Origin of the sequence: Ruegeria sp. HKCCA4812 (assembly GCF_013034245.1) — a bacterium.
In the GTDB taxonomy this organism is placed as follows: Bacteria; Pseudomonadota; Alphaproteobacteria; order Rhodobacterales; family Rhodobacteraceae; genus Ruegeria.
This window is the reverse complement of the sequence record NZ_WQFQ01000001.1, coordinates 135,878-155,334: the sequence shown is the minus strand read 5'-3', so window position 1 is coordinate 155,334 and position 19,457 is coordinate 135,878. Positions and strand designations below refer to the sequence as shown.

Below are 19,457 nucleotides of genomic sequence, written 5' to 3'. Positions count from 1 at the left end.
CCGTTTTCGGGGTCTGGTTGAGACTCTACAGGGATTTTTGTGTTTGGGCTAGTAGGATGAAGCCACAAGGCATAAATCGACCTTCCAGGCCCAAAGCACCCCCGGCTGCACGTGGCGGCCTGTGGTTATTGCAGCTTTGGACACGCCGCTCAGCGGAGTGGCGCGCGTTGATCCACAAGGCGGGTTGTTATGCGTTATTCCTTGATCGCATATCGGTCGGGTTCCTCAAACACGTCAATGACACGAGACCCCGCCTTGATGGTCCCTCCGTGCGCGACTCCACTTGGGATCGAGTAGCTGTCGCCGGGGCGGTAGATGCGGGTCTGGCCACCGATCGTGAGTTCAATTTCACCCTCAACCACCGTCCCCCATTGGGCACCATGCGAATGCAGGGGAAGCTCCATGTCTTTGAGAAAAGTGAAGAAAGCGACCAGCCCTGCATCTGATCGAATGACGGCCGTCTGCACCACATCTTCAGGAAAAGGCACATCCAGTTTTGGAAATGACGAAATAAATTCGGGGAATTGCATTCAGAGTTCCTTTTGCCAGTTTGTCTTGTCAAAACATCTTTGCGGTATGGCCACAGCATGTCAGTGCGCTGAAACTCTGGCAATCGCCCTGTCAGCCGACCTGAGATTTGCGAGAACGCGGCGAGCGCGCGCCGCGCGACTTCGGCATGGGCTCTTGCCATCTTGTTTAATCCACGCCATCCCCCGCGCATGACCTACGACACGATCATCCTTGGGGCCGGGGCTGCCGGCATGATGTGTGCGGCCCATTGCGGGGGGCGCGTGCTGGTGATTGACCACGCCAAGGCACCCGGCGAGAAAATCCGCATCTCGGGCGGGGGGCGCTGCAATTTCACCAACATCCATGCTGGGCCGGGCAACTTCCTGTCGCGAAACCCGCATTTCTGCAAATCCGCCCTTGCACGTTACACGCAATGGGATTTCATCGATCTGGTCGGACGTCACAACATCGCCTGGCATGAGAAAACCCTGGGCCAGTTGTTCTGCGATGGCTCTTCGAAACAGATCATCCGGATGTTGCTGGATGAAATGAGCGGTGCAGGAGCAGAGCTGTGGATTCAAACCTCGCTGCGCGATCTGCGCAAGACCGAAAGCGGCTTTGTACTGGAGGTGGAGCGTGACGGGCAAAGGCAGCACCTGACCTGCACCAATCTGGTGCTGGCAACGGGCGGGAAATCGATTCCCAAGATGGGCGCAACCGGGCTGGCCTATGACATCGCGCGCCAGTTCGGGTTGCGGATGACCGAGACTCGGGCGGCGCTGGTGCCGTTCACCTTCTCGGACGGGCGGTTCAAGGACCTGTCCGGCGTTTCACTGCCCGTGCGACTGTCGAATGATCGCGCCAGCTTCGACGAGGCGCTGCTGTTCACCCATCGCGGTCTCAGCGGGCCGTCGGTGTTGCAACTGTCGTCATACTGGCGCGAAGGTGAGGCAATCCGGGTGAACCTGATCCCCGACCTGCCTCTTCTGGATCTGTTGCGCGCACAGCGGCAAAGCGCGAGCCGCAAGGCGCTGACCACTGAACTGGCGCGGCATTTGCCGGCCCGGCTGGTCGATTACCTGCGCCGGGTCATTCCGATGTCCGGGAAGCTGGCGGATCAGTCGGACGCGAAACTGACCGAACTGACCTTGGCCTTGTCTGCGTGGCAACTGGTGCCGTCGGGAACCGAAGGGTATCGCACCGCCGAAGTCACCTTGGGCGGGATCGACACGGATGACTTGTCCTCGAAAACGATGGAGGCCAAGGATGTCCCCGGCCTCTATGCAATCGGTGAAGCGGTGGATGTCACCGGCTGGTTGGGCGGCTACAACTTCCAGTGGGCATGGTCGTCAGGCCATGCCGCAGGTGTTGCAATTGCCGCCGGGTGTTAGCCTACGACGTTGTAGCCGCGCCCGCGCATGCAGTTGCGCACGATCACTTCCTTGTTCTGGTTTTTATTGATGACGTCTGCGCCAGCGCCAACCAGGGCACCTGCCACAGCCGCGCGACCAAGATTGTCGCTGCTGTCCTGAACGATCCCGGTAACGGCCGCGGCACCCGCTGCGCCAATTGCTGCGTTCCCTGCGGTAGAGCCATCAACGCTGCTCTGCGATGCCGCCAGTTGTTGGCATTGCTGCAGGTCCACGTTGTAGTTCGGACCGACCGGGCCGTCCACGATGGGCTGATAGTTGGCACCCGTGTTCGTACAGGCCCCAGCAACAAGAATGGCAGGCAGGATCAGAGAAAGTCTACGAAATGGCATGGTCATAACCTCGTGTTGAATCTGCTGGCAGGCAAAACCAATAATGGTGCCGCGTCAAGCTGATAGCATCCAAGCTTGGCCCAGCCGGCGGTCTATTGCAAATGGCTATTCTGTCAGCCTGCGCTTGACCTGCGCTGCAAAATCCTCGCCGCGCTGTTCGAAATTGTCATATTGGTCGAAACTGGCAGCAGCCGGGGCCAGCAGCACAGTGTCGCCTGCCTCCGCATCTTCCATGGCCTGCGCCACGGCGGCCTCCATCGTCGTACAGACCTGCGTATCAGCCTCGAGCTGCATCGCAAAACTCGCGGCTTCGCGTCCGATGACATATGCTTTGATGACCTCGCCCGCCGCCGTGTTCAGGGCTGATATGCCGCCCTCTTTCTCAAGACCGCCGCAAATCCATCGGATCTTTTTGAACGCCGTAAGCGCTTTCAGGGCGCTGTCGACATTGGTCGCCTTGGAGTCGTTGACATAGGTAACCCCATCGGCCTCGGCGATGATCTGGCTGCGATGCGGCAGGCCCGGATAGGAATGCAGCGCATCTTCGATCACGCGCGGGGCAAGGCCCAGCGACCGACAGGCGGCGTAAGCTGCGCAGGCATTCTGGTGGTTATGCGCACCGGGCAGGCCCTGGATGGCGCGCAGGTCGATAGACCCCGCCTGCCGCCCCTTGCGGTATTCCGACAGGAACCCTTTGCGCGCAAAGACCTGCCAGCCCGGCCCGGTCAGTTTCCGCGCCACCGAGATACGTATCACCCGGTCATCCGATGGCCCTTCGGAAAGTTGCCCGGCCAAAAACGCACCTTCGGTTTCGTCGACGCCAATGATCGCACGATCCGGGCCGCCTTCGGAAAAGAGGCGCCGCTTGGCCGCGAAATATCCACCCATGCCGCCGTGGCGGTCCAGATGATCTGGCGACAGATTGGTGAACACCGCCACATCGGGGGTAAGAGCGCGGGCCAGCTCGGTCTGATAGCTGGAAAGCTCCAGCACCACGACCGAGCCATCTCCGCCCGGATCGATATCCAGAACACCGCGCCCTATATTGCCCGCCAACTGCGCCTCGCGACCGGCCTCGGTCAAAATGTGGTGGATCAGCGCCGCCGTGGTGGATTTCCCGTTCGATCCCGTCACCGCGATCACGCGCGGCGAGGTGTCGTAGTTGTTCCATTCCGGTCCGGCAAAGGAGCGGAAGAACAGGCCGATGTCGTTGTCCACCGGCACGCCTGCATCCAGGGCTGCCGCCACCACGGGGTTCGGTTCAGGATAGAGATGCGGAATGCCCGGCGAAACGATCAGCGAGGCGATGTCGTCAAACGCCCCATGCTTGCGCAGGTCGGCGCAGGTGAAACCCTCGCCTTCGGCGGTTTCACGGGCTGCCGGGTTGTCATCCCAGCACACCGGCTCCGCCCCGCCCGCACGCAGCGCACGCGCAGTGGCCAGACCGGACCGGCCCAGCCCCAGAACGGCCACTTTCTGCCCTGCAAAGCCTTTGACCGGGATCATTCACTTCGGTCCTTTTTAACCCACATCCCTATTAATAGGGACAAAGTGATCGTGTAGAATATTAAGATACCCCAAGAAATCGAGAGAGCGGCTTTGTAACCGTCAAAGATAGTTACCACCGAAAAAGGCAACAATATTAGTACGACGCCCCAGGCTATGGCTAAGATCCGCAACTGCAGTCCCCAGCCCAACTTCTCAACGGCTTTAAAGCCCTGATCCGGCAAAATAAACTTCAACCCTCGAAGTGGAATAAGAAGTGCATTGCACATCAAACAATAAATGATCAGCAAAATCAGCGCCATTGCTGGAATATAGGCTAGCCACCTCTTTGGATTACTTTCAGTGACAAACAATTCAGCCACGTACCACACGCCCCACGCCAGAACCAAAGCGGCAACAAGCGATTGAATTGAATTGGCTATCCACTCAATATGGGGCCGTAGGCGTTCGAGAAATTCGATCACTTCACCTTACCTTCAGCGTCGCCAGACCGATCATCGCCAGGATCAGCGAGATGATCCAGAAGCGGATCACGATAGTCGGCTCGGCCCAGCCTTTTTTCTCATAATGATGATGGATCGGGGCCATCAGAAAGACCCTCTTGCCCGTGCGCTTGAAGTAGAGGACCTGAATGATCACGCTCAGCGCCTCGACCACGAACAGGCCGCCGACCACGGCCAGAACCAGCTCGTGCTTGGTGGCCACGGCGATGGCACCCAGCGCGCCGCCCAGGGCCAGCGATCCGGTGTCACCCATGAACACTGCCGCCGGAGGGGCGTTGTACCAGAGAAACCCGAGGCCGGCTCCGAACAACGCGGAGGTGAATATGAAGATCTCACCGGTGCCCGGGACGTAATGCACATCGAGATATTCGGTAAAGTCGACCCGACCGACCGCGTAGGCGATCACGCCCAGGGTCGAGGCTGCGATCATCGCAGGCATGATGGCCAGCCCGTCCAGACCGTCGGTCAGGTTCACCGCATTGGCGGCCCCCACGATCACGACAATCGCAAAGGGGATATAGAAGATGCCCAGATTGACCAGCGTGTCCTTGAATACGGGGACAGCCAGTTGGTTCTGCAAGGCTTCGGGATGGTGCAACGTCGCCCAAAGCGAGGCCAGCACGGCGATGATCACGCCCAACGCCAGGCGCATCCGGCCCGAGACCCCTTGCGAATTCTGTTTTGAAACCTTGGCATAGTCGTCCGCAAATCCGATGGCCGCATAAGACAAGGTCACAAAAAGAACCATCCAGACATACGGATTGTCCAGCCGCGCCCAGACAAGGGTTGACGTGACCAGAGCTCCTACAATCAGCAATCCGCCCATCGTCGGTGTGCCTGCCTTGGAAAAATGCCCTTCGGGGCCGTCGTCACGGATCGGCTGGCCTTTGCCCTGTTTCTTGCGCAGCACGTTGATCAGGGGTTTTCCGAAGATGAACCCAAAGATCAGCGCGGTCATGAAGGCACCGCCTGCGCGGAAGGTGATATACCGGAAGAGGTTCCAGAAATCCCCTCCGTCCGACAGAGCGGTCAACCAGTACAGCATGACAATACCTTTCTCACACGAGGCGCGCGGGCAAGTTCACCCATCAAGCGCGCCCCCTTGCCCCATTTTGCGCAGACCGTCAACAATCGCGGCCAACGCCATGCTGAGTGAGCCCTTGGCGAGCACCGTGTCTCCATCCCGGATCAAAGCAGGCAGATGTTCTGCCATTTCCGCACTGGTTGCGAACCAGAGCCCACGTTTCTTCTCGGGCAGCGCGCGATGCATCGCCTGCATCAACGGCCCGATGCAATGAACCTGATCCACCCGCGCCATCGCCTCGATATCCGCCATGGCGGCATGCATGGCCTCTTCCTGGGCGCCCAGTTCCTTCATGTCACCCAGAAACGCAATGCGGCGGGTGCCTTTGGAGGCGGCCAAGACATCCAGCGCAGCCTCCATCGAGGTCGGGTTGGCGTTGTAGCTGTCATCCAAAAGCTCGATCTGCCCACCCCCTGACAATGGCAAGCTTTCGCGTACCCCACGCCCCTTGACGGGTGACCACGCTGGCAGGCCCGCGATGGCCTGATCCAGATCGACCCCCAATTCGACGCAGGCCGCCAAAGCGCCAAGCGCGTTCATCGCGAAATGCGTGCCGGCGGAGTTCACCTCGAATTGAATCACCTGATCACCGACCAGTGCCCTGGCCTTCACTGCGTTGGACTCGGGTTGAACATCGGTCAGCCGGTAATCCGCCGCGCTGCGCCCAAAATCAACAATCCCCGCCCCATGCGCCTGCGCTGTCTGGCGCAGGATGTCCGCGTGGTCGATATCTGCATTGACGATCGCAGCCCCGCCAGGTTCAAGCCCTTCAAAGATCGCCGCTTTTTCCCGGGCAATACCAGCCACCGACTCGAAAGCCTCCAGATGCACTGCCGCCACGGTCGTCACCAGCGCCACGTGCGGGCGGGCCTGTTCGGCGAGCGGGGCAATTTCACCGGGATGATTCATGCCGATCTCGATCACCGCAAATTCCGTATCGCGAGGCATCCGCGCGAGGGTCAGGGGCACGCCCCAATGGTTGTTGTAACTGGCGACGCTGGCGTGGGTTTTCCCTTGGGTTTCCAGAATTGTCGCCAGCATTTCCTTGGTCGATGTTTTACCCACACTGCCTGTCACGCCGACCACGCGCGCATCCGTTCGGGCCCGTGCTGCTTTCCCCAGGGCCTCTAGCCCCGCCTGAACGTCTTTGACGATCAGCAGGGGGGCACCTTCGGGCACATCGTCCGGAACACGGGAAACCAGTGCGGCGTCTGCTCCTTTTTCCAGCGCCTGTGCGACGAAATCATGCCCGTCCCGCGCCGCTTTCAGCGCCACGAACAGATCGCCGGGTCGAAGGGTGCGGGTGTCGATGGATACGCCATTTGCGGTCCAGTCGGTCGTCGCCTGACCGCCCGTCGCCGCGGCCGCTTCGGATGCAGTCCAGAGCGTCATGCGACCCTCCCGTCCAGCGCTGCAACGGAAATGCTGGCCTGTTCCACATCGTCGAAGGGCAGAACCTGATCCCCCACGATCTGACCGGTTTCATGCCCCTTTCCGGCGATCAGCAGCGCATCACCGGGTTGCAGCGCATCGATGCCGCGCAGGATGGCCTCGGCGCGGTCGCCGACTTCGGTCACGCTGGCGTCGCCTGCTGCCTCTGACGCGCCTGCCATCACGGCCGCGCGGATGACTGCGGGATCTTCGCTTCGCGGGTTGTCATCGGTGACAAAGACCACGTCTGCATGGTGGGCTGCCGCCCTGCCCATCAAAGGGCGTTTGCTGGCGTCGCGATCCCCGCCCGCACCGATAACGGCAATCAGACGGCCCATCACATGCGGGCGCAGCGCCTTGAGTGCCGTGGCAACAGCATCAGGCGTGTGGGCATAATCCACAAACACCGTCGCGCCATTGTCACGCGTGGCTGCCAGTTGCATCCGCCCGCGAACCGTCGTCAGATGGGGCAGAGTTTCGAACACGCTTTCAGGGCTGTCCCCGGCAGCAATCACCAGCCCACAGGCCAGCAGGATGTTTTCGGCCTGGAACCCGCCGATCAGGTTCAGGCGGGTCTGGAACGTTCGGCCCTGCCACGCAAAGCGCAGGTCTTGCCCCGTGGCGTCGAACCGTTGGTTGATCAGACACAGGTCGGCATCGCCCAGCCCCACCGACAGCACCGACTGGCCGCGCATCTCGGCGATCCGCCGGACCTGGGCCCCTTTCGGATCGCTCAGGTTGACGACGGCCGTTCCATCCTGCGGCAAAACCCGGTCGAACAGACCGGCCTTTGCGTTGAAATAGGCCTCGAAGGTTTCGTGGTAATCCAAATGGTCCTGCGTGAAGTTCGAGAAACCGGCGGCGGTCAGGTGAACGCCATCAAGGCGGCGCTGTTCAAGGCCGTGGGACGAAGCCTCCATAGCGGCATGGGTCACGCCGTTCTCGGCCGCCTCGGCCAGACAGCGGTGCAAGGTGATCGGCTCGGGTGTGGTATGGGCCAGTGGCGCTGTCCACGCACCTTCAACCCCGGTGGTGCCGAGGTTGACGGCGGCGTGGCCAAGCGCGGACCAGATCTGCCGGACGAAGGTGGAAACAGATGTTTTGCCGTTCGTTCCCGTGACGGCCACGATGGTTTGCGGCTGCGCGCCGAACCACAGCGCCGCGGCACCGGCCAGCGCCTGACGCGGGTCTTCCACCACGGCCAGCGCTGCGTCCGAGGCTGCCAGTTCGGCCTCGGCGATCTCTGCCCCTTCGGCATCGGTCAGGATCGCAGCGGCCCCCATGCGCAGGGCAAACTGGATGAACTCTGCGCCATGAACGCGGGACCCGGGCAGCGCGGCAAACAGGAAGCCCTCTTTCACCTCGCGGCTGTCAACGGCCAGACCAGTGATATCCGGGTTTGCGCCCTCTCTTGCGGTCAGGGCCAGCTGGCTGAGTTTCTTCGTCCTTGTGCCCATGACCCACCTCTTGCCGGACAGCCTAGTTTGAGGTCAGCGTTATAGCAGCGCCCGCCTCAGGCTCAAGCCGGGGACGCAACCCCAACAACGGTGCGACGCGTCCGATCAGTTCGGCGGCAACAGGTACGGCGGTCCAACCGGCCGTGCGACGTTTTTCACCGTAGGCCACGATCGAAGGTTCGTCCAACGTCACGATCAGAACGTATTGCGGATCGTAGGCCGGGAAGATCGTCGCGAAGGTGGCAATGACCTTGTCATCATAATACCCGCCGCGCGGTTTGGGCTTGTCGGCCGTACCGGTCTTGCCCGCCACGTCATAGCCCTTGACCTCGGCGAAACTGGCGGTGCCGTCCGTTACGACTTTGCGCAGCATCTTTTGCGCCTGCCGTGCAGTGTTCTGCGACATGACACGAGGCCCGTATTGCGAGCCGTTCTGGCGTAGAATGGTCGGGCTGACGTAATGCCCGCCATTGGCAATCGCCGCGTATCCCGCGGCCAGATGCATCGGGCTGGTCGACAGGCCATGGCCATAAGAAATTGTCACGGTACTGAGCTCGCCCCATTTCTTCGGCTTCAGCGGCACACCGCCCTTGGCCTCGACAATCTCGAATGGGGTCGGATCGAACATGCCAAGCGAGTCCAGAAACTCCTGCTGCCGTTTGGCACCGATTTGCAAGGCCAGACGCCCCGTGCCTCGGTTCGAGCTGTGGACGATCACATCCGCCACGCTGATCTTGCCATAATTCTTGCCGTTGAATTCGCCGATGGGAAAGCGGCCGATCTTCATCGGCCCGGACGTATCGATGATGGTGTTCGAATTCACCAATCCAAGTTCAACGGCCTGGGCCGCGGTGAAAATCTTGAAAACAGATCCCAGTTCATACACGCCTTGTACATAACGGTTGAACAGCGGGCTGTCCGAGGGGTCAAAGCCCGAGGTCGGCGGGCGCGGACGGTCATTCGGATCAAAAGAAGGCAGCGAAGCAGCGGAAATAACCTCGCCCGTATGCGCATTCATTAGAACGGCCGAAGCCCCCTTGGCGTTCATGATCTTCATACCGCCATAAAGAACCTGTTCAACTGCGGCTTGAATCGTCAGGTCCAGCGACAGTTGCAGCGGCTTGTTACCGTTGGCCGGATCGCGCAGATAATCGTCGAACTGCTTTTCCACACCAGCCACGCCGATCACTTCGGCGGCGCTGACGCCTTCACGACCAAAACCGGACCCGCCCAGGATATGAGCGGCCAGCCGCCCGTTGGGGTAAAGCCGCATTTCACGCGGACCGAATAGGATGCCGGGATCACCGATGTCGTGCACGGCCTGCTTCTGCTCGGGCGAAATGCGTTTCTTGATCCACAGAAACTTGCGATTGCCGGTGAAGTCCTTGATCAGCCGCTCTTTGTCCAGATCAGGAAAAATCGCAACCAACTGCTCTGCGGCGGCGACGGGATCGATCATCAAAGGGGGCTGCGCGTAAACGGAATAGGTGTCCAGATTGGTGGCCAGTATGCGCCCTTCGCGATCGACGATGTTGGCGCGCTGCATGGCAATCGCTGCGCCCGGCGCGCTGGCCAGAGGCTCTTGTGCTTCCGAGGTCGCCAGCATGCCCATGCGGAAGCCGACAACGGAAAAAGCGCAGAAGAAGAACAGGCCCAGCACCAGCAGACGCCCTTCGGCACGGGCGCGGGCGCGATCTTTCATATCCTCGTGACGCTTGCGGATGTTCTCGCGCTCGATTGCCTTGGGGTTTTCGCCCCGCGCGCGGGCATCCAGGATTCGGGCCAGGGGGCGCAGAGGGGTGCGTGTCATGGAATTTGCACCTCGCCCAAAGCCTGAATGTCAGTGATGGCCTGCAATTCAATCGGATCGACGACGGGCAGGTCCGGGTCTTCGGCATAGGCGATCTGATCCGCGCGTCCGAACTGCTCGGCCCGCAACGGCAGCAGACCAAGGCGTTCAAAGTTCAGGTCGGCCAGTTCGCGCAGCCTGTCCGGGCGGTTCAGATAGGCCCATTCCGCGTTCAGAACGGCCAATCGCACCTGTGCCATTCCGATCTCGCGCTGCAAAGACTGGGTTTCCTTTACCACTTGCTGGGTCCGGTAGTTTTCCTGATAGGCCCACAACGCCAACCCGAACACGGACAGAGCAGTCAACACATACAAAACACTCTTCATCTTGCCCTTCCCCCCAGTTGCGGCATCCCGATGGCCCGCGCTTCAATTTCCCCTGCCGGAGCATCGGTTCGGATCGCCACGCGCAGTTTGGCCGAGCGCGCGCGCGGGTTTTCCTGCAATTCCTGTTCGTCAGGCCCCACCGCCTTGCGGGTCTTCAGTGTGAATTGCGGCTGTTCCTGTTCAATCTCGGGCGCATAGCGGTTCGCGCGCCCCGTCTTGCCCGCGCGGGACTGGAAAAACCGTTTCACCATTCGGTCTTCAATGGAGTGGAAAGTGACAACGGCCAGTTGCCCGCCGGGCTTCAAAGCACGTTCAGCGGCCATCAGCCCCTGAAACAGCTCTTCATATTCTGCATTCACGGCGATCCGCAGCCCCTGAAAGCTGCGCGTGGCCGGGTGGGATTGACCCGGTTTAGGACGCGGCAGGCAGGATTCGATGATCTCGGCCAGACGCAGAGTCGTGGTGATCTGCTCTTCCGCGCGCGCTTTGACGATCGCCCTGGCAATCCGGCGGCTGGCGCGCTCTTCACCATAGTGGAACAGGATGTCGGCCAGTTGCGCCTCGGTCGCGGTATTGACAAGATCGGCGGCGCTTTCGCCATCCTGGCTCATGCGCATGTCCAAAGGGCCATCCTTCATGAACGAAAATCCACGGTCGGCCTGGTCCAGTTGCATCGAGGAAACGCCAAGGTCTAGAACAACGCCGTCCAGGTTCTGCGCATATTCATCCATACGAGAGAACACGCCGGGCTGCATCACCAGCCGATCACCATAGGCGCCCGCCCAGTCTGACGCCATCTCAAAAGCCAGCGGGTCGCGATCCACGCCAATCACCTTGTCGGCCCCGGCCTCCAGCAATCCGCGGGTGTACCCGCCTGCGCCGAAGGTTCCGTCCAGCCAGACGCCCGTGACCGGCGCCACCGCCGCCAGGAGCGGGCGCAGCAAGACAGGGATGTGAGGAGCGTCCGGTTTTGGGTGATCCGCGGCCGCCATGCCGTCACCCGCCCTCGACTTCATCGAGGAATTGCAAAGGATCAACATCGTCGCCAAGGCCGTCCAGCCATTCCTCGGTCGCCGCCAATTCTTCGGATTCGTAGGTCTCGGGCTTCCAGATCTGAAAAGTATCCCCGGCGGCGATAAAAAACGCCTCGCCCTCAAGGCCAATCTTCTTGCGCAGCTTTGCCGGCAGGACCAGCCGCCCGGTTTCGTCGACATTGGTCGGGAAGGACTGCCCGTGGAACAGGCGCTGCAACATCTTGCGCTTCATCGAACCGCGAGGCAGCGCGTCGATCTTGGCATCGACCTCGTCGATGGCCTGCATGGTATAGCATTCCAGGTATTTGCGGCGATGATCCCCGTAGACGATCACAAGCTCTGGATTGTCGCCGGGTTGCCAGTTGGGATCGGAGGATTCAAGCACGCGGCGAAACGAGGCCGGGATCGACACCCTGCCTTTCGCATCCACTTTATGGTGGCTTTCACCTCTAAACCTGCGCGCCAAGACGACTGTCCCTTTCGCTTGCGCCCCACTTGAAATTCGCGTTCCCCCCGGATGAAAAACGGCGGGTTGATCTGCTGCCACTGATCAACCCGCCGCATTGACCCGCTGTGCGGGATGTCCAGCTGCACGCGCCACCTGGGGGGATGTCTGCTCGCCCGCGCGCCGGATCTCTTGATTGATGAAAGCGAGATGCCTGTATGAAACCTGATTATTTTTGGTCGGGGTCGTTTGGTGCCCCTGCTGCCTCGTCCTCATCGGATGTATTAGGGATGCCATGGGAATTCATGGAAATCAACAGGAATTTTGCGAACCGTGTTCCATGTATCACGCTTCAGGAACAATACTACCATGAAACTTGAACACAATAACACCAACTATAGGCCAGAGCAACACAACACCCCCTAGATATAGATGATTTGAGGCTGAAATTTTTTTCCCACGATTTCCCAAAAAATCTAAAGAATTGCCGTTTTGATTGGAAAAACCCAGCATCCTTGGGCAGCGATCTCGCAGAATCATTCGCTTTTCGCGCGCAATTCCGACGGGACTTCGCCCCCGACAACCACATCGGCCCATGAAATCCCGTGGCGTTCAGGCAGTACGCCCTACGACCTGCGAAACCGGTAAACTGGGCAACAGGGAATAGTTGAACCGCCGCGCTTTGCCTGGCGCTTCGGTCACACGCACGTCTAAAATCGTTTTATTGCGCACAAATTCCAGCCAACACCGCTCAATTAGAGGGCAAGCCGTGGGAAGGCCATGTTTCCGCTGTTACCCGTGACCCAAGGGAAGGCCCAATGTTTCAAGGCGCATTTAGAGTTGAAGGAAAAAACTGAACCAATCTATGCGCTTGCTGCATAGCAGCATTGACGACGCGACCTATTGTGCAATCGCAGCATTTGCCTATTTTCAACCTCAAGCAAGGGCCGAGCGTAATCGGCAAAGCAGATAAATACGGATGATGAGCATGGCAGTCGCAAGCACACATACAGCCTCGAAGAGCGCACCGGCGTTCGGAATCGCAACTTTGATCGAAAACGCAAAGGCGCGTTTTGCCCGCTATCGTATGTATCGCCAGACCGTCAATGAGCTGGCAGGACTGTCGGACCGTGAACTGGCCGATCTGGGCCTGCATCGGTCCATGATCCGTCGGGTGGCCATGCAGGCCGCCAATGATCACATTGCGCAATAAGCGCGCCACGAATACCGAGATCAGGCCCTTCCTCCTCCCTTAGGGTCTGTTATCAGCGGCAACGTCTCTCCTCCTCCCTGACGTTGCCGCACCAAATACCGGCCTCAACCCGCCGGATCCTGATACATCGAGGCTCTCCTCCTCCCTGCCTTGATGTTGAAAGCGCGCGGCGACGCCTTCCTCCTCCCTGACGTCGCCGCGTCTTCTCCATACCGGGTTCAAACCCGGGTTCGAATACATCGGGGCTCTCCTCCTCCCTGCTCTGATGTTGACAAGACGGCGGTTCCACTTCCTCCTCCCTGGGAACCGCCGTTTTTTTGTTTTTCTGACATAGGTGTAAGATGGCCCTCTGATTTCTGATCCGGAGGAAACAATGGCCGCCTGTTTCATCGCGCAGATCGACATCCACGACCCGGATGGGTATCAGTATTATCTGGCAGGTTTCATGCCGATCTTCGACCGTCACAAAGGCCGCCTGCTCACGGTCTCATCGAAACCGGTCGAACGGATCGAAGGCGATTGGCCCGAAGGTGGCATTGTGCTGATGGAGTTTCCGGACCTTGCCGCGGCGAAAGCCTGGAAAGACGACCCTGATTACATCGAGCTGGCGAAGATCCGGCAAGCCACCGCCTCGACCAATCTGGTTCTGGTCGAAGGGATATGACGCCTCAGAACGGGACGTTATCCTTGTTGGTCAGAAAACGCGAGACCACTTTCTTTGTGCCTGCCTTGTCGAATTCGACTTCGACCTTGTCGCCCTCGATCCCGACAACCGCGCCATAGCCGAATTTCTGGTGGAACACCCGTTCCCCCAGCGTGAAACTGGCCACGGCGGTCGCGTCGATCACCGTGTTGCGGGATTCGCGCGGCTGCGACATGCCGTATTGCCCCTGGCGCGCCTGCATCCGCCTCCAGCCCGGCGAGTTGTAGACATTCGCTTCGGCCGCACGGGTTTCAATGCCCGCAGCGGGCTGGCCGCCACCATAGAGACCCGGAGGCGTAAGGACCTCAACGTGATCTTCCGGCAATTCGTCGATGAACCGGGACGGCATGGAGTTCTGCCACTGCCCGAACACCCGCCGGTTGGCGGCAAAAGAAATGGTACACACTTCTTCGGCACGGGTGATGCCGACATAGGCCAGGCGCCGTTCTTCCTCGAGCCCCTTGAGCCCGGATTCGTCCATTGACCGCTGCGAGGGGAACAGCCCGTCCTCCCAGCCCGGCAGGAAGACGGCGGGAAACTCCAGCCCCTTGGCCGCATGCAGGGTCATGATCGAAACCTTGGCCCCGTCGCTGTCCTGTTCGTTGTCCATGACCAGACTGACATGTTCCAGAAACCCTTGCAGGTTCTCGAAATTGTCCAGTTGGTTCACCAGTTCCTTGAGGTTTTCAAGGCGCCCCGGCGCTTCGGGCGTCTTGTCGTTCTGCCAGTGGGCGGTATAGCCGGATTCGTCGAGAATGATCTGCGCAAGTTCGATATGCGTATGCTCGGGTGCGCCGAACCGCATGAGCGAACCGTCATCGATCACCGAATCGTCGTCCACCTCGATCCGTGGCCCACGCGTCATCGCATTCCAACGCGCCAGACCGTCGATCAGTTCGCGCAGCGCCTTGCCTCCCTTGCCCTTGATCAGCCCGTTGTCGACCGCAATCCGAGCCCCTTCGACCAGTGACACCCCATTTTCGCGCGCGGTCATCTGGATGGTTTGCTGCGCCTTGTCGCCAAGGCCGCGTTTCGGCGTGTTTACGATTCTCTCAAACGCAAGATCATCCTCGGGGCTGACCACCAGCCGGAAATAGGCCATGGCATCGCGAATCTCCATCCGCTCATAAAAGCGCGGGCCGCCGATCACCTTGTAGGGCAGACCGATGGTCAGAAACCTGTCTTCGAAGGCGCGCATCTGGTGGCTGGCGCGCACGAGGATAGCGATCTCATCAAGGTTCATCGGGCGAAAACCGCGCGTACCGCCCTGCATCGCGTCGATTTCCTCGCCGATCCAGCGGGCCTCTTCCTCGCCATCCCAATGGCCGATCAGATTGACCTTGTGGCCTTCTTCGGCTTCGGTCCACAGCTCTTTGCCCAGACGGTTTTCATTGCCGCGAATGACGTTCGAAGCAGCCGCCAAAATATGCGGGGTCGAGCGGTAGTTCTGTTCCAGCCGCACCACATACGCGCCGGGAAAATCCTTTTCGAACCGCAGGATGTTGCCCACCTCGGCCCCGCGCCAGCCATAGATCGACTGATCGTCGTCGCCGACGCAGCAGATGTTCTTGTGCCCGCCCGCCAGCAGCCGCAGCCACAGATATTGGGCGATGTTGGTGTCCTGATACTCGTCCACCAGGATATAGCGGAACCAGCGTTGGTATTGCTCCAGCACGTCTGGGTGGGTCTGGAAGATCGTAACCATGTGCAGAAGCAGATCGCCGAAATCCACCGCATTCAGTTCGCGCAGGCGGGTCTGATATTGGGCATACAGCTCAATGCCCTTGTTGTCATAAGCCCCGGCATCGGCGGCTGGCACCTTGTCGGGTGTCAGCGCACGGTTCTTCCAATCGTCGATGACTCCCAGCAACATCCGTGCAGGCCAGCGTTTGTCGTCGATATTTGCGGCCTGCACCAACTGCTTGAGCAGGCGCAGCTGGTCGTCGGTATCCAGAATGGTGAAGTTCGATTTCAAATCGACCAGTTCCGCATGGCGTCGCAGCAGTTTGACACAGATCGAATGAAAGGTGCCCAGCCACGGCATCCCCTCGGCGGGCTGTCCCAGCAGGCGGCCAACCCGTTCCTTCATCTCGCGCGCGGCCTTGTTGGTGAACGTTACCGACAGAATCTCATTCGGACGTGCGCGCGCAGTGTTGAGAAGATGCGCGATCCGGGTGGTCAGAGCCTTGGTCTTGCCCGTCCCGGCACCTGCCAGCATCAGAACCGGGCCATCCAGACGCTCGACCGCCTCCCGTTGCGCCGGGTTCAGTTCATCCAGATAGGGCGAAGGGCGCACGGCCATGGCCCGCGCCGACAGCGATGCGCCCTCGAAGGCGTCCATTTCGTCAAAACTGCTCATAGCCCCAAACTACGCCGGATAAGCGCGAAGGGAAAGGGTTTGTTCACGGCTTGTTCACAGACTTTTCGCACTTCTTTTTACATTCAATTCTCAACAAACACGCCACCGCCCCGCACCCCCGTTAACTCTCTGTCAAATCCTGACTGGGATGTTTGGCACAGTGTAGTGGGAGCGGACAAATGAAACAGGCGGAACTGACGGGTCAGTCCTCGAGGCTTAAGATGATGGGCGTGGCCCTGATGCTGCTCGCGCTGACGGCAGCAGCGGGCTGGGGAATCTACGCCGCCCCGGCGCCAGTGGTTGATCGCATGCTGGAAGCAGACCTGCGAAAAAACGCGATGCGGATGAGCCGCCAGGTCGAAAGCCATCTGAACGATCTTGAACAGACATTCCGTTTTCACGCATTGACCGATCATGACCGGGAGTTTCTGGAGCTACTGCCCGAAACCACAGACATTTACCGCTTCAAGCTGTTTGATGCTTCGGGGCAGGTGTTCTGGTCGACCCGAGCCAGCGACGTCGGGTTCGTGAATACGAAACCCTATTTCCAGTCGATCGTCGCCGCCGGAGGGCTTTTTTACAAACACGAAGAGAAGCCGATTACCGAAGTCGAGTCCTTTGTTGTCGACAATCCCTGGGATTCGGAACTGAGCAGCCGCCATGTGGCCGAGGTCTACACGCCGATCATCAAGGATGCGACGTTCATGGGCGCGATCGAGTTCTATTCCGACATAACCGACCTGCGGAACCTGTTCATCACGCGCGTTCGCCTGTCTCTGGCGCTGCTGAGCGGGGTCGCCCTGCTGGCGCTGACGACTGTCATCCTGATTGTCCATCGCACCAACCGTCGTCAGGTTCGCGACCTTCGCAAACGGGCCCAGAAAGAGAGGGAACTGATGGACGAGCAACTGCGCCTGGCCCGAGAGGTCCGCCTGTTGGGTGAATTGAACGAATGGCTGCAATCAAGCCGGTCGCTGGATGAACTGTTCGACATGGTGTCTCGCTTTATGACCCACATCCTGCCAGAGGCAGAAGGCAGCGTGTATGTCTATTCAAACTCACGCGATGTGCTGGATGGCTGCGCCAGCTGGAACGGTGGAACTCATAAATCCCACATTCACCCCGAAGGTTGCTGGGGCTTGCGGCGCGGCCGGACTTACGAGTTCGGCGCATCCGAGATTGATTTTGTATGCGAACACGCCGAACCGCATGACGGGCGGCCCTATTTCTGCTTTCCCATTCTGGCCCATGGCGAAACCGTTGGTCTTTTGCATCTGCGGGCACTGCAGGGGCGCGAAGACTGCTTCAACAAGAGCCGCAAGCTGGCCCAATTGTGCGCCGAACAGATCAGTATGGCGATCGCCAATGTCCGCATGCGGGATCAGCTTCACGACCAATCGGTACGAGACCCCCTGACCGGGCTGTTCAATCGCCGCCATATGACCGAGACGCTGCGCAAGTCCATCAGCCGCAGTCATCAGACGGGTGCCGCGCTAAGCCTGATCGCCGTGGACGTGGATCACTTCAAGAAGTTCAACGATACTCATGGGCATGATGCGGGCGACATGGTATTGCGCGCCGTCGGCGCCGCCCTGGAACAAGGGTGCGACCGGGACGAAGTCGCCTGCCGCATCGGTGGGGAAGAGTTCATGCTGATCCTGCCTGACAACAGCCCCGAAGATGCCGTGACCCGCGCTGAACTACTGCGCCAGGCGGTTGAAGCCGTAACCGTACGATATGGCGAGAAGGCATTGCCGCGCATTACGATATCGGTCGGGGTCGCACATTACCCGGCCCACGGCACCATGCCGCAGGACCTGATGCGCGCGGCAGACGATGCGCTTTATGTCGCCAAGGACAAGGGGCGCAACCAGGTGCATGTTGCAAGCGGCACCAGGAACCAGACCAAAAATGCGCCGCCTGAACACCGGCAACCACCTAAGGATGCAGCTTAAAAAACTTGCCGAATCGCATGGCAGGTCGGATCAATCTGCATGGACTTGCACAGCACCTATCCCGGCATACCGGATCTGAAACACCGTGCGCGCCGTCGTCTGCCGCATTTCGTGTGGGAGTATATCGACAGCGGAACCGGGATTGAAACGACACTGCACCGGAACCGCCAGGCGCTGGATGAGGTGCGCCTCTGCCCCTCGATCCTGCATGGCGAGCTGAACTTTGATACGTCAAAGTCGTTTCTCGACGCTTCGTATCCGCTGCCGTTCGGAATCGCGCCGATCGGAATGTCCGGGCTGGTCTGGCCCCGCGCCGAGCAACTGCTTGCCAGCGCGGCCGCAGAGGCGGGTATTCCCTATACCCTGTCGACCGTAGCCAGCCAAAGCCCCGAAGACATGGCACCGCATCTTGGGGACAATGCCTGGTTCCAGCTTTACCCGCCCCGGGATCAGGATATTCGAAAAGACCTGCTGAACCGGGTCCGCAAGGCCGGGTTCAAAACCCTGGTCCTTACCGCGGATGTTCCCGTCGCATCGCGCAGGGAAAGGCAGACACGATCGGGCCTACGGCAACCGCCAAAGCTGACCCCGCGCATTCTGGCGCAGATCGCCCAAAGACCCGCGTGGGCGATGGGCATGCTGCGCAACGGTGTGCCGCACATGCGAACGCTGGACAAATATATCGAAAACCCTGGAAACCTGCCGCCCACGGCTCATATCGGTTACCTGCTTCGAACCTCGCCGGATCTGGACTATGTCAAATGGCTGCGCGACCATTGGGACGGTCCGCTTGTCCTGAAGGGTGTCCTGCGACCTGAGGATACGAGCAGGCTGGAACAGGTCGGTGTCGATGCCTTGTGGGTGTCGAATCATGGCGGCCGTCAATTTGATGCGGCCCCGGCCAGCATCGAGGTTCTGCCCTCTGTCCGGGATGCAACCCGCCTGCCCCTGATCTTCGACAGTGGTGTCGAAGGCGGTCTGGATATTTTGCGGGCCATGTCGCTGGGCGCAGACTTCGTGATGCTCGGGCGGGCTTTTTTGTATGGTCTTGCGGCACTTGGCGCGCGGGGGCCTGCACATGTCATCGAGATTCTCAGGCAGGACCTGCATGCAAATATGGGCCAGATGGGCCTGGCAAGCCTGTGTCAGATTGAGAGTTAACGTTAAACATTTGATGCTGCGGCGCAGCAAAAGTATAAGGGCGCTGCGATCATAGGGCGTTTGCGAGCGATAACATGCCGGTTCTACCCAGAAGAACGGATATACCTGCGCGTATTCTCCGCCCAATAAGACGCCCATACACAAAAGACCGGGACCTAT

17 protein-coding genes are annotated in these 19,457 nt (G+C 59.8%); 5 read left to right on the top strand and 12 right to left on the bottom strand.

Features of this window, described 5'->3' with window-relative positions; genetic code table 11:
* Window positions 1-194: 194 nt before the first annotated feature.
* Window positions 195-530 (bottom strand): cupin domain-containing protein, encoded by a 336-nt coding sequence (locus GOW04_RS00805; protein ID WP_171231257.1) that lies wholly within the window; start codon window positions 528-530, stop codon window positions 195-197.
* Window positions 531-719: 189 nt separating this feature from the next.
* Here GOW04_RS00805 and GOW04_RS00800 point away from each other — a divergent pair, with 189 nt between their 5' ends.
* Window positions 720-1,901, top strand: a complete 1,182-nt coding sequence (locus GOW04_RS00800) for an NAD(P)/FAD-dependent oxidoreductase (RefSeq protein ID WP_171231256.1) — start codon at window positions 720-722, stop codon at window positions 1,899-1,901.
* Here the strand turns inward: GOW04_RS00800 and GOW04_RS00795 are convergent.
* The 10 genes from GOW04_RS00795 to mraZ all read right to left on the bottom strand — a co-directional run bounded on the left by GOW04_RS00795 (window position 1,898) and on the right by mraZ (window position 11,892).
* Window positions 1,898-2,272 carry a glycine zipper family protein gene (locus tag GOW04_RS00795; protein ID WP_245217959.1) on the bottom strand — a complete coding sequence of 125 codons (375 nt, stop codon included), beginning with the start codon at window positions 2,270-2,272 and terminating at the stop codon, window positions 1,898-1,900. The genes GOW04_RS00800 and GOW04_RS00795 overlap by 4 nt on opposite strands.
* A gap of 105 nt (window positions 2,273-2,377) precedes the next feature.
* The gene (gene murD, locus GOW04_RS00790; RefSeq protein ID WP_171231255.1) at window positions 2,378-3,778 is read right to left on the bottom strand and encodes a UDP-N-acetylmuramoyl-L-alanine--D-glutamate ligase; all 1,401 of its coding nucleotides are present in this window, start codon (window positions 3,776-3,778) and stop codon (window positions 2,378-2,380) included.
* On the bottom strand, window positions 3,775-4,242 hold the full coding sequence (locus GOW04_RS00785) for a hypothetical protein (RefSeq protein WP_171231254.1): 468 nt from the start codon (window positions 4,240-4,242) through the stop codon (window positions 3,775-3,777). Before GOW04_RS00785 ends, murD begins: the two co-directional genes overlap by 4 nt.
* A 1-nt stretch (window position 4,243) precedes the next feature.
* A complete protein-coding gene (gene mraY, locus GOW04_RS00780) occupies window positions 4,244-5,326 on the bottom strand; it encodes a phospho-N-acetylmuramoyl-pentapeptide-transferase (protein ID WP_171231253.1) in 1,083 nt (360 codons plus the stop codon).
* Between the two features lie 36 nt (window positions 5,327-5,362).
* The gene (murF, locus tag GOW04_RS00775) at window positions 5,363-6,757 is read right to left on the bottom strand and encodes a UDP-N-acetylmuramoyl-tripeptide--D-alanyl-D-alanine ligase (RefSeq protein ID WP_171231252.1); all 1,395 of its coding nucleotides are present in this window, start codon (window positions 6,755-6,757) and stop codon (window positions 5,363-5,365) included.
* A complete protein-coding gene (locus GOW04_RS00770) occupies window positions 6,754-8,253 on the bottom strand; it encodes a UDP-N-acetylmuramoyl-L-alanyl-D-glutamate--2,6-diaminopimelate ligase (RefSeq protein WP_171231251.1) in 1,500 nt (499 codons plus the stop codon). The genes murF and GOW04_RS00770 overlap by 4 nt, the downstream gene beginning before the upstream one ends.
* 22 nt (window positions 8,254-8,275) lie before the next feature.
* Entirely contained in the window at window positions 8,276-10,063 is a 1,788-nt protein-coding gene (locus GOW04_RS00765; RefSeq protein ID WP_171231250.1) for a penicillin-binding protein 2, read from the bottom strand.
* Window positions 10,060-10,428 carry a cell division protein FtsL gene (locus GOW04_RS00760; RefSeq protein WP_152458671.1) on the bottom strand — a complete coding sequence of 123 codons (369 nt, stop codon included), beginning with the start codon at window positions 10,426-10,428 and terminating at the stop codon, window positions 10,060-10,062. Before GOW04_RS00760 ends, GOW04_RS00765 begins: the two co-directional genes overlap by 4 nt.
* A complete protein-coding gene (rsmH, locus tag GOW04_RS00755) occupies window positions 10,425-11,420 on the bottom strand; it encodes a 16S rRNA (cytosine(1402)-N(4))-methyltransferase RsmH (RefSeq protein ID WP_171232008.1) in 996 nt (331 codons plus the stop codon). The genes GOW04_RS00760 and rsmH overlap by 4 nt, the downstream gene beginning before the upstream one ends.
* Before the next feature lie 4 nt (window positions 11,421-11,424).
* Entirely contained in the window at window positions 11,425-11,892 is a 468-nt protein-coding gene (mraZ, locus tag GOW04_RS00750) for a division/cell wall cluster transcriptional repressor MraZ (protein WP_371813684.1), read from the bottom strand.
* A 1,003-nt stretch (window positions 11,893-12,895) separates the two neighbouring features.
* Here mraZ and GOW04_RS00745 point away from each other — a divergent pair.
* Window positions 12,896-13,120 carry a DUF1127 domain-containing protein gene (locus GOW04_RS00745; RefSeq protein WP_152458673.1) on the top strand — a complete coding sequence of 75 codons (225 nt, stop codon included), beginning with the start codon at window positions 12,896-12,898 and terminating at the stop codon, window positions 13,118-13,120.
* A 373-nt stretch (window positions 13,121-13,493) separates the two neighbouring features.
* Entirely contained in the window at window positions 13,494-13,784 is a 291-nt protein-coding gene (locus GOW04_RS00740; RefSeq protein WP_171231249.1) for a DUF1330 domain-containing protein, read from the top strand.
* Between the two features lie 4 nt (window positions 13,785-13,788).
* On the opposite strand, the gene GOW04_RS00735 is transcribed toward GOW04_RS00740, so the two are convergent.
* Window positions 13,789-16,182: an ATP-dependent helicase gene (locus tag GOW04_RS00735; protein WP_171231248.1), complete on the bottom strand. Its 2,394-nt coding sequence runs from the start codon at window positions 16,180-16,182 to the stop codon at window positions 13,789-13,791.
* 179 nt (window positions 16,183-16,361) lie between these two features.
* Between GOW04_RS00735 and GOW04_RS00730 the strand changes: the two genes are divergently transcribed.
* On the top strand, window positions 16,362-18,137 hold the full coding sequence (locus tag GOW04_RS00730; RefSeq protein ID WP_171231247.1) for a diguanylate cyclase: 1,776 nt from the start codon (window positions 16,362-16,364) through the stop codon (window positions 18,135-18,137).
* 39 nt (window positions 18,138-18,176) lie between these two features.
* Complete coding sequence (locus GOW04_RS00725; protein ID WP_171231246.1) at window positions 18,177-19,298, top strand: alpha-hydroxy acid oxidase; 1,122 nt, start codon at window positions 18,177-18,179, stop codon at window positions 19,296-19,298.
* Window positions 19,299-19,457: the final 159 nt, after the last annotated feature.

Bases quoted from the DNA above. Each gene is read 5' to 3' on its own strand.
- GOW04_RS00805 (WP_171231257.1), bottom strand. From the start codon at position 530: ATGCAATTCCCCGAATTTATTTCGTCATTTCCAAAACTGGATGTGCCT.
- GOW04_RS00800 (WP_171231256.1), top strand. From the start codon at position 720: ATGACCTACGACACGATCATCCTTGGGGCCGGGGCTGCCGGCATGATG.
- GOW04_RS00795 (WP_245217959.1), bottom strand. From the start codon at position 2,272: ATGCCATTTCGTAGACTTTCTCTGATCCTGCCTGCCATTCTTGTTGCT.
- murD (WP_171231255.1), bottom strand. From the start codon at position 3,778: ATGATCCCGGTCAAAGGCTTTGCAGGGCAGAAAGTGGCCGTTCTGGGG.
- mraY (WP_171231253.1), bottom strand. From the start codon at position 5,326: ATGCTGTACTGGTTGACCGCTCTGTCGGACGGAGGGGATTTCTGGAAC.
- murF (WP_171231252.1), bottom strand. From the start codon at position 6,757: ATGACGCTCTGGACTGCATCCGAAGCGGCCGCGGCGACGGGCGGTCAG.
- GOW04_RS00770 (WP_171231251.1), bottom strand. From the start codon at position 8,253: ATGGGCACAAGGACGAAGAAACTCAGCCAGCTGGCCCTGACCGCAAGA.
- GOW04_RS00765 (WP_171231250.1), bottom strand. From the start codon at position 10,063: ATGACACGCACCCCTCTGCGCCCCCTGGCCCGAATCCTGGATGCCCGC.
- GOW04_RS00760 (WP_152458671.1), bottom strand. From the start codon at position 10,428: ATGAAGAGTGTTTTGTATGTGTTGACTGCTCTGTCCGTGTTCGGGTTG.
- rsmH (WP_171232008.1), bottom strand. From the start codon at position 11,420: ATGGCGGCCGCGGATCACCCAAAACCGGACGCTCCTCACATCCCTGTC.
- GOW04_RS00745 (WP_152458673.1), top strand. From the start codon at position 12,896: ATGGCAGTCGCAAGCACACATACAGCCTCGAAGAGCGCACCGGCGTTC.
- GOW04_RS00740 (WP_171231249.1), top strand. From the start codon at position 13,494: ATGGCCGCCTGTTTCATCGCGCAGATCGACATCCACGACCCGGATGGG.
- GOW04_RS00735 (WP_171231248.1), bottom strand. From the start codon at position 16,182: ATGAGCAGTTTTGACGAAATGGACGCCTTCGAGGGCGCATCGCTGTCG.
- GOW04_RS00730 (WP_171231247.1), top strand. From the start codon at position 16,362: ATGAAACAGGCGGAACTGACGGGTCAGTCCTCGAGGCTTAAGATGATG.
- GOW04_RS00725 (WP_171231246.1), top strand. From the start codon at position 18,177: ATGGACTTGCACAGCACCTATCCCGGCATACCGGATCTGAAACACCGT.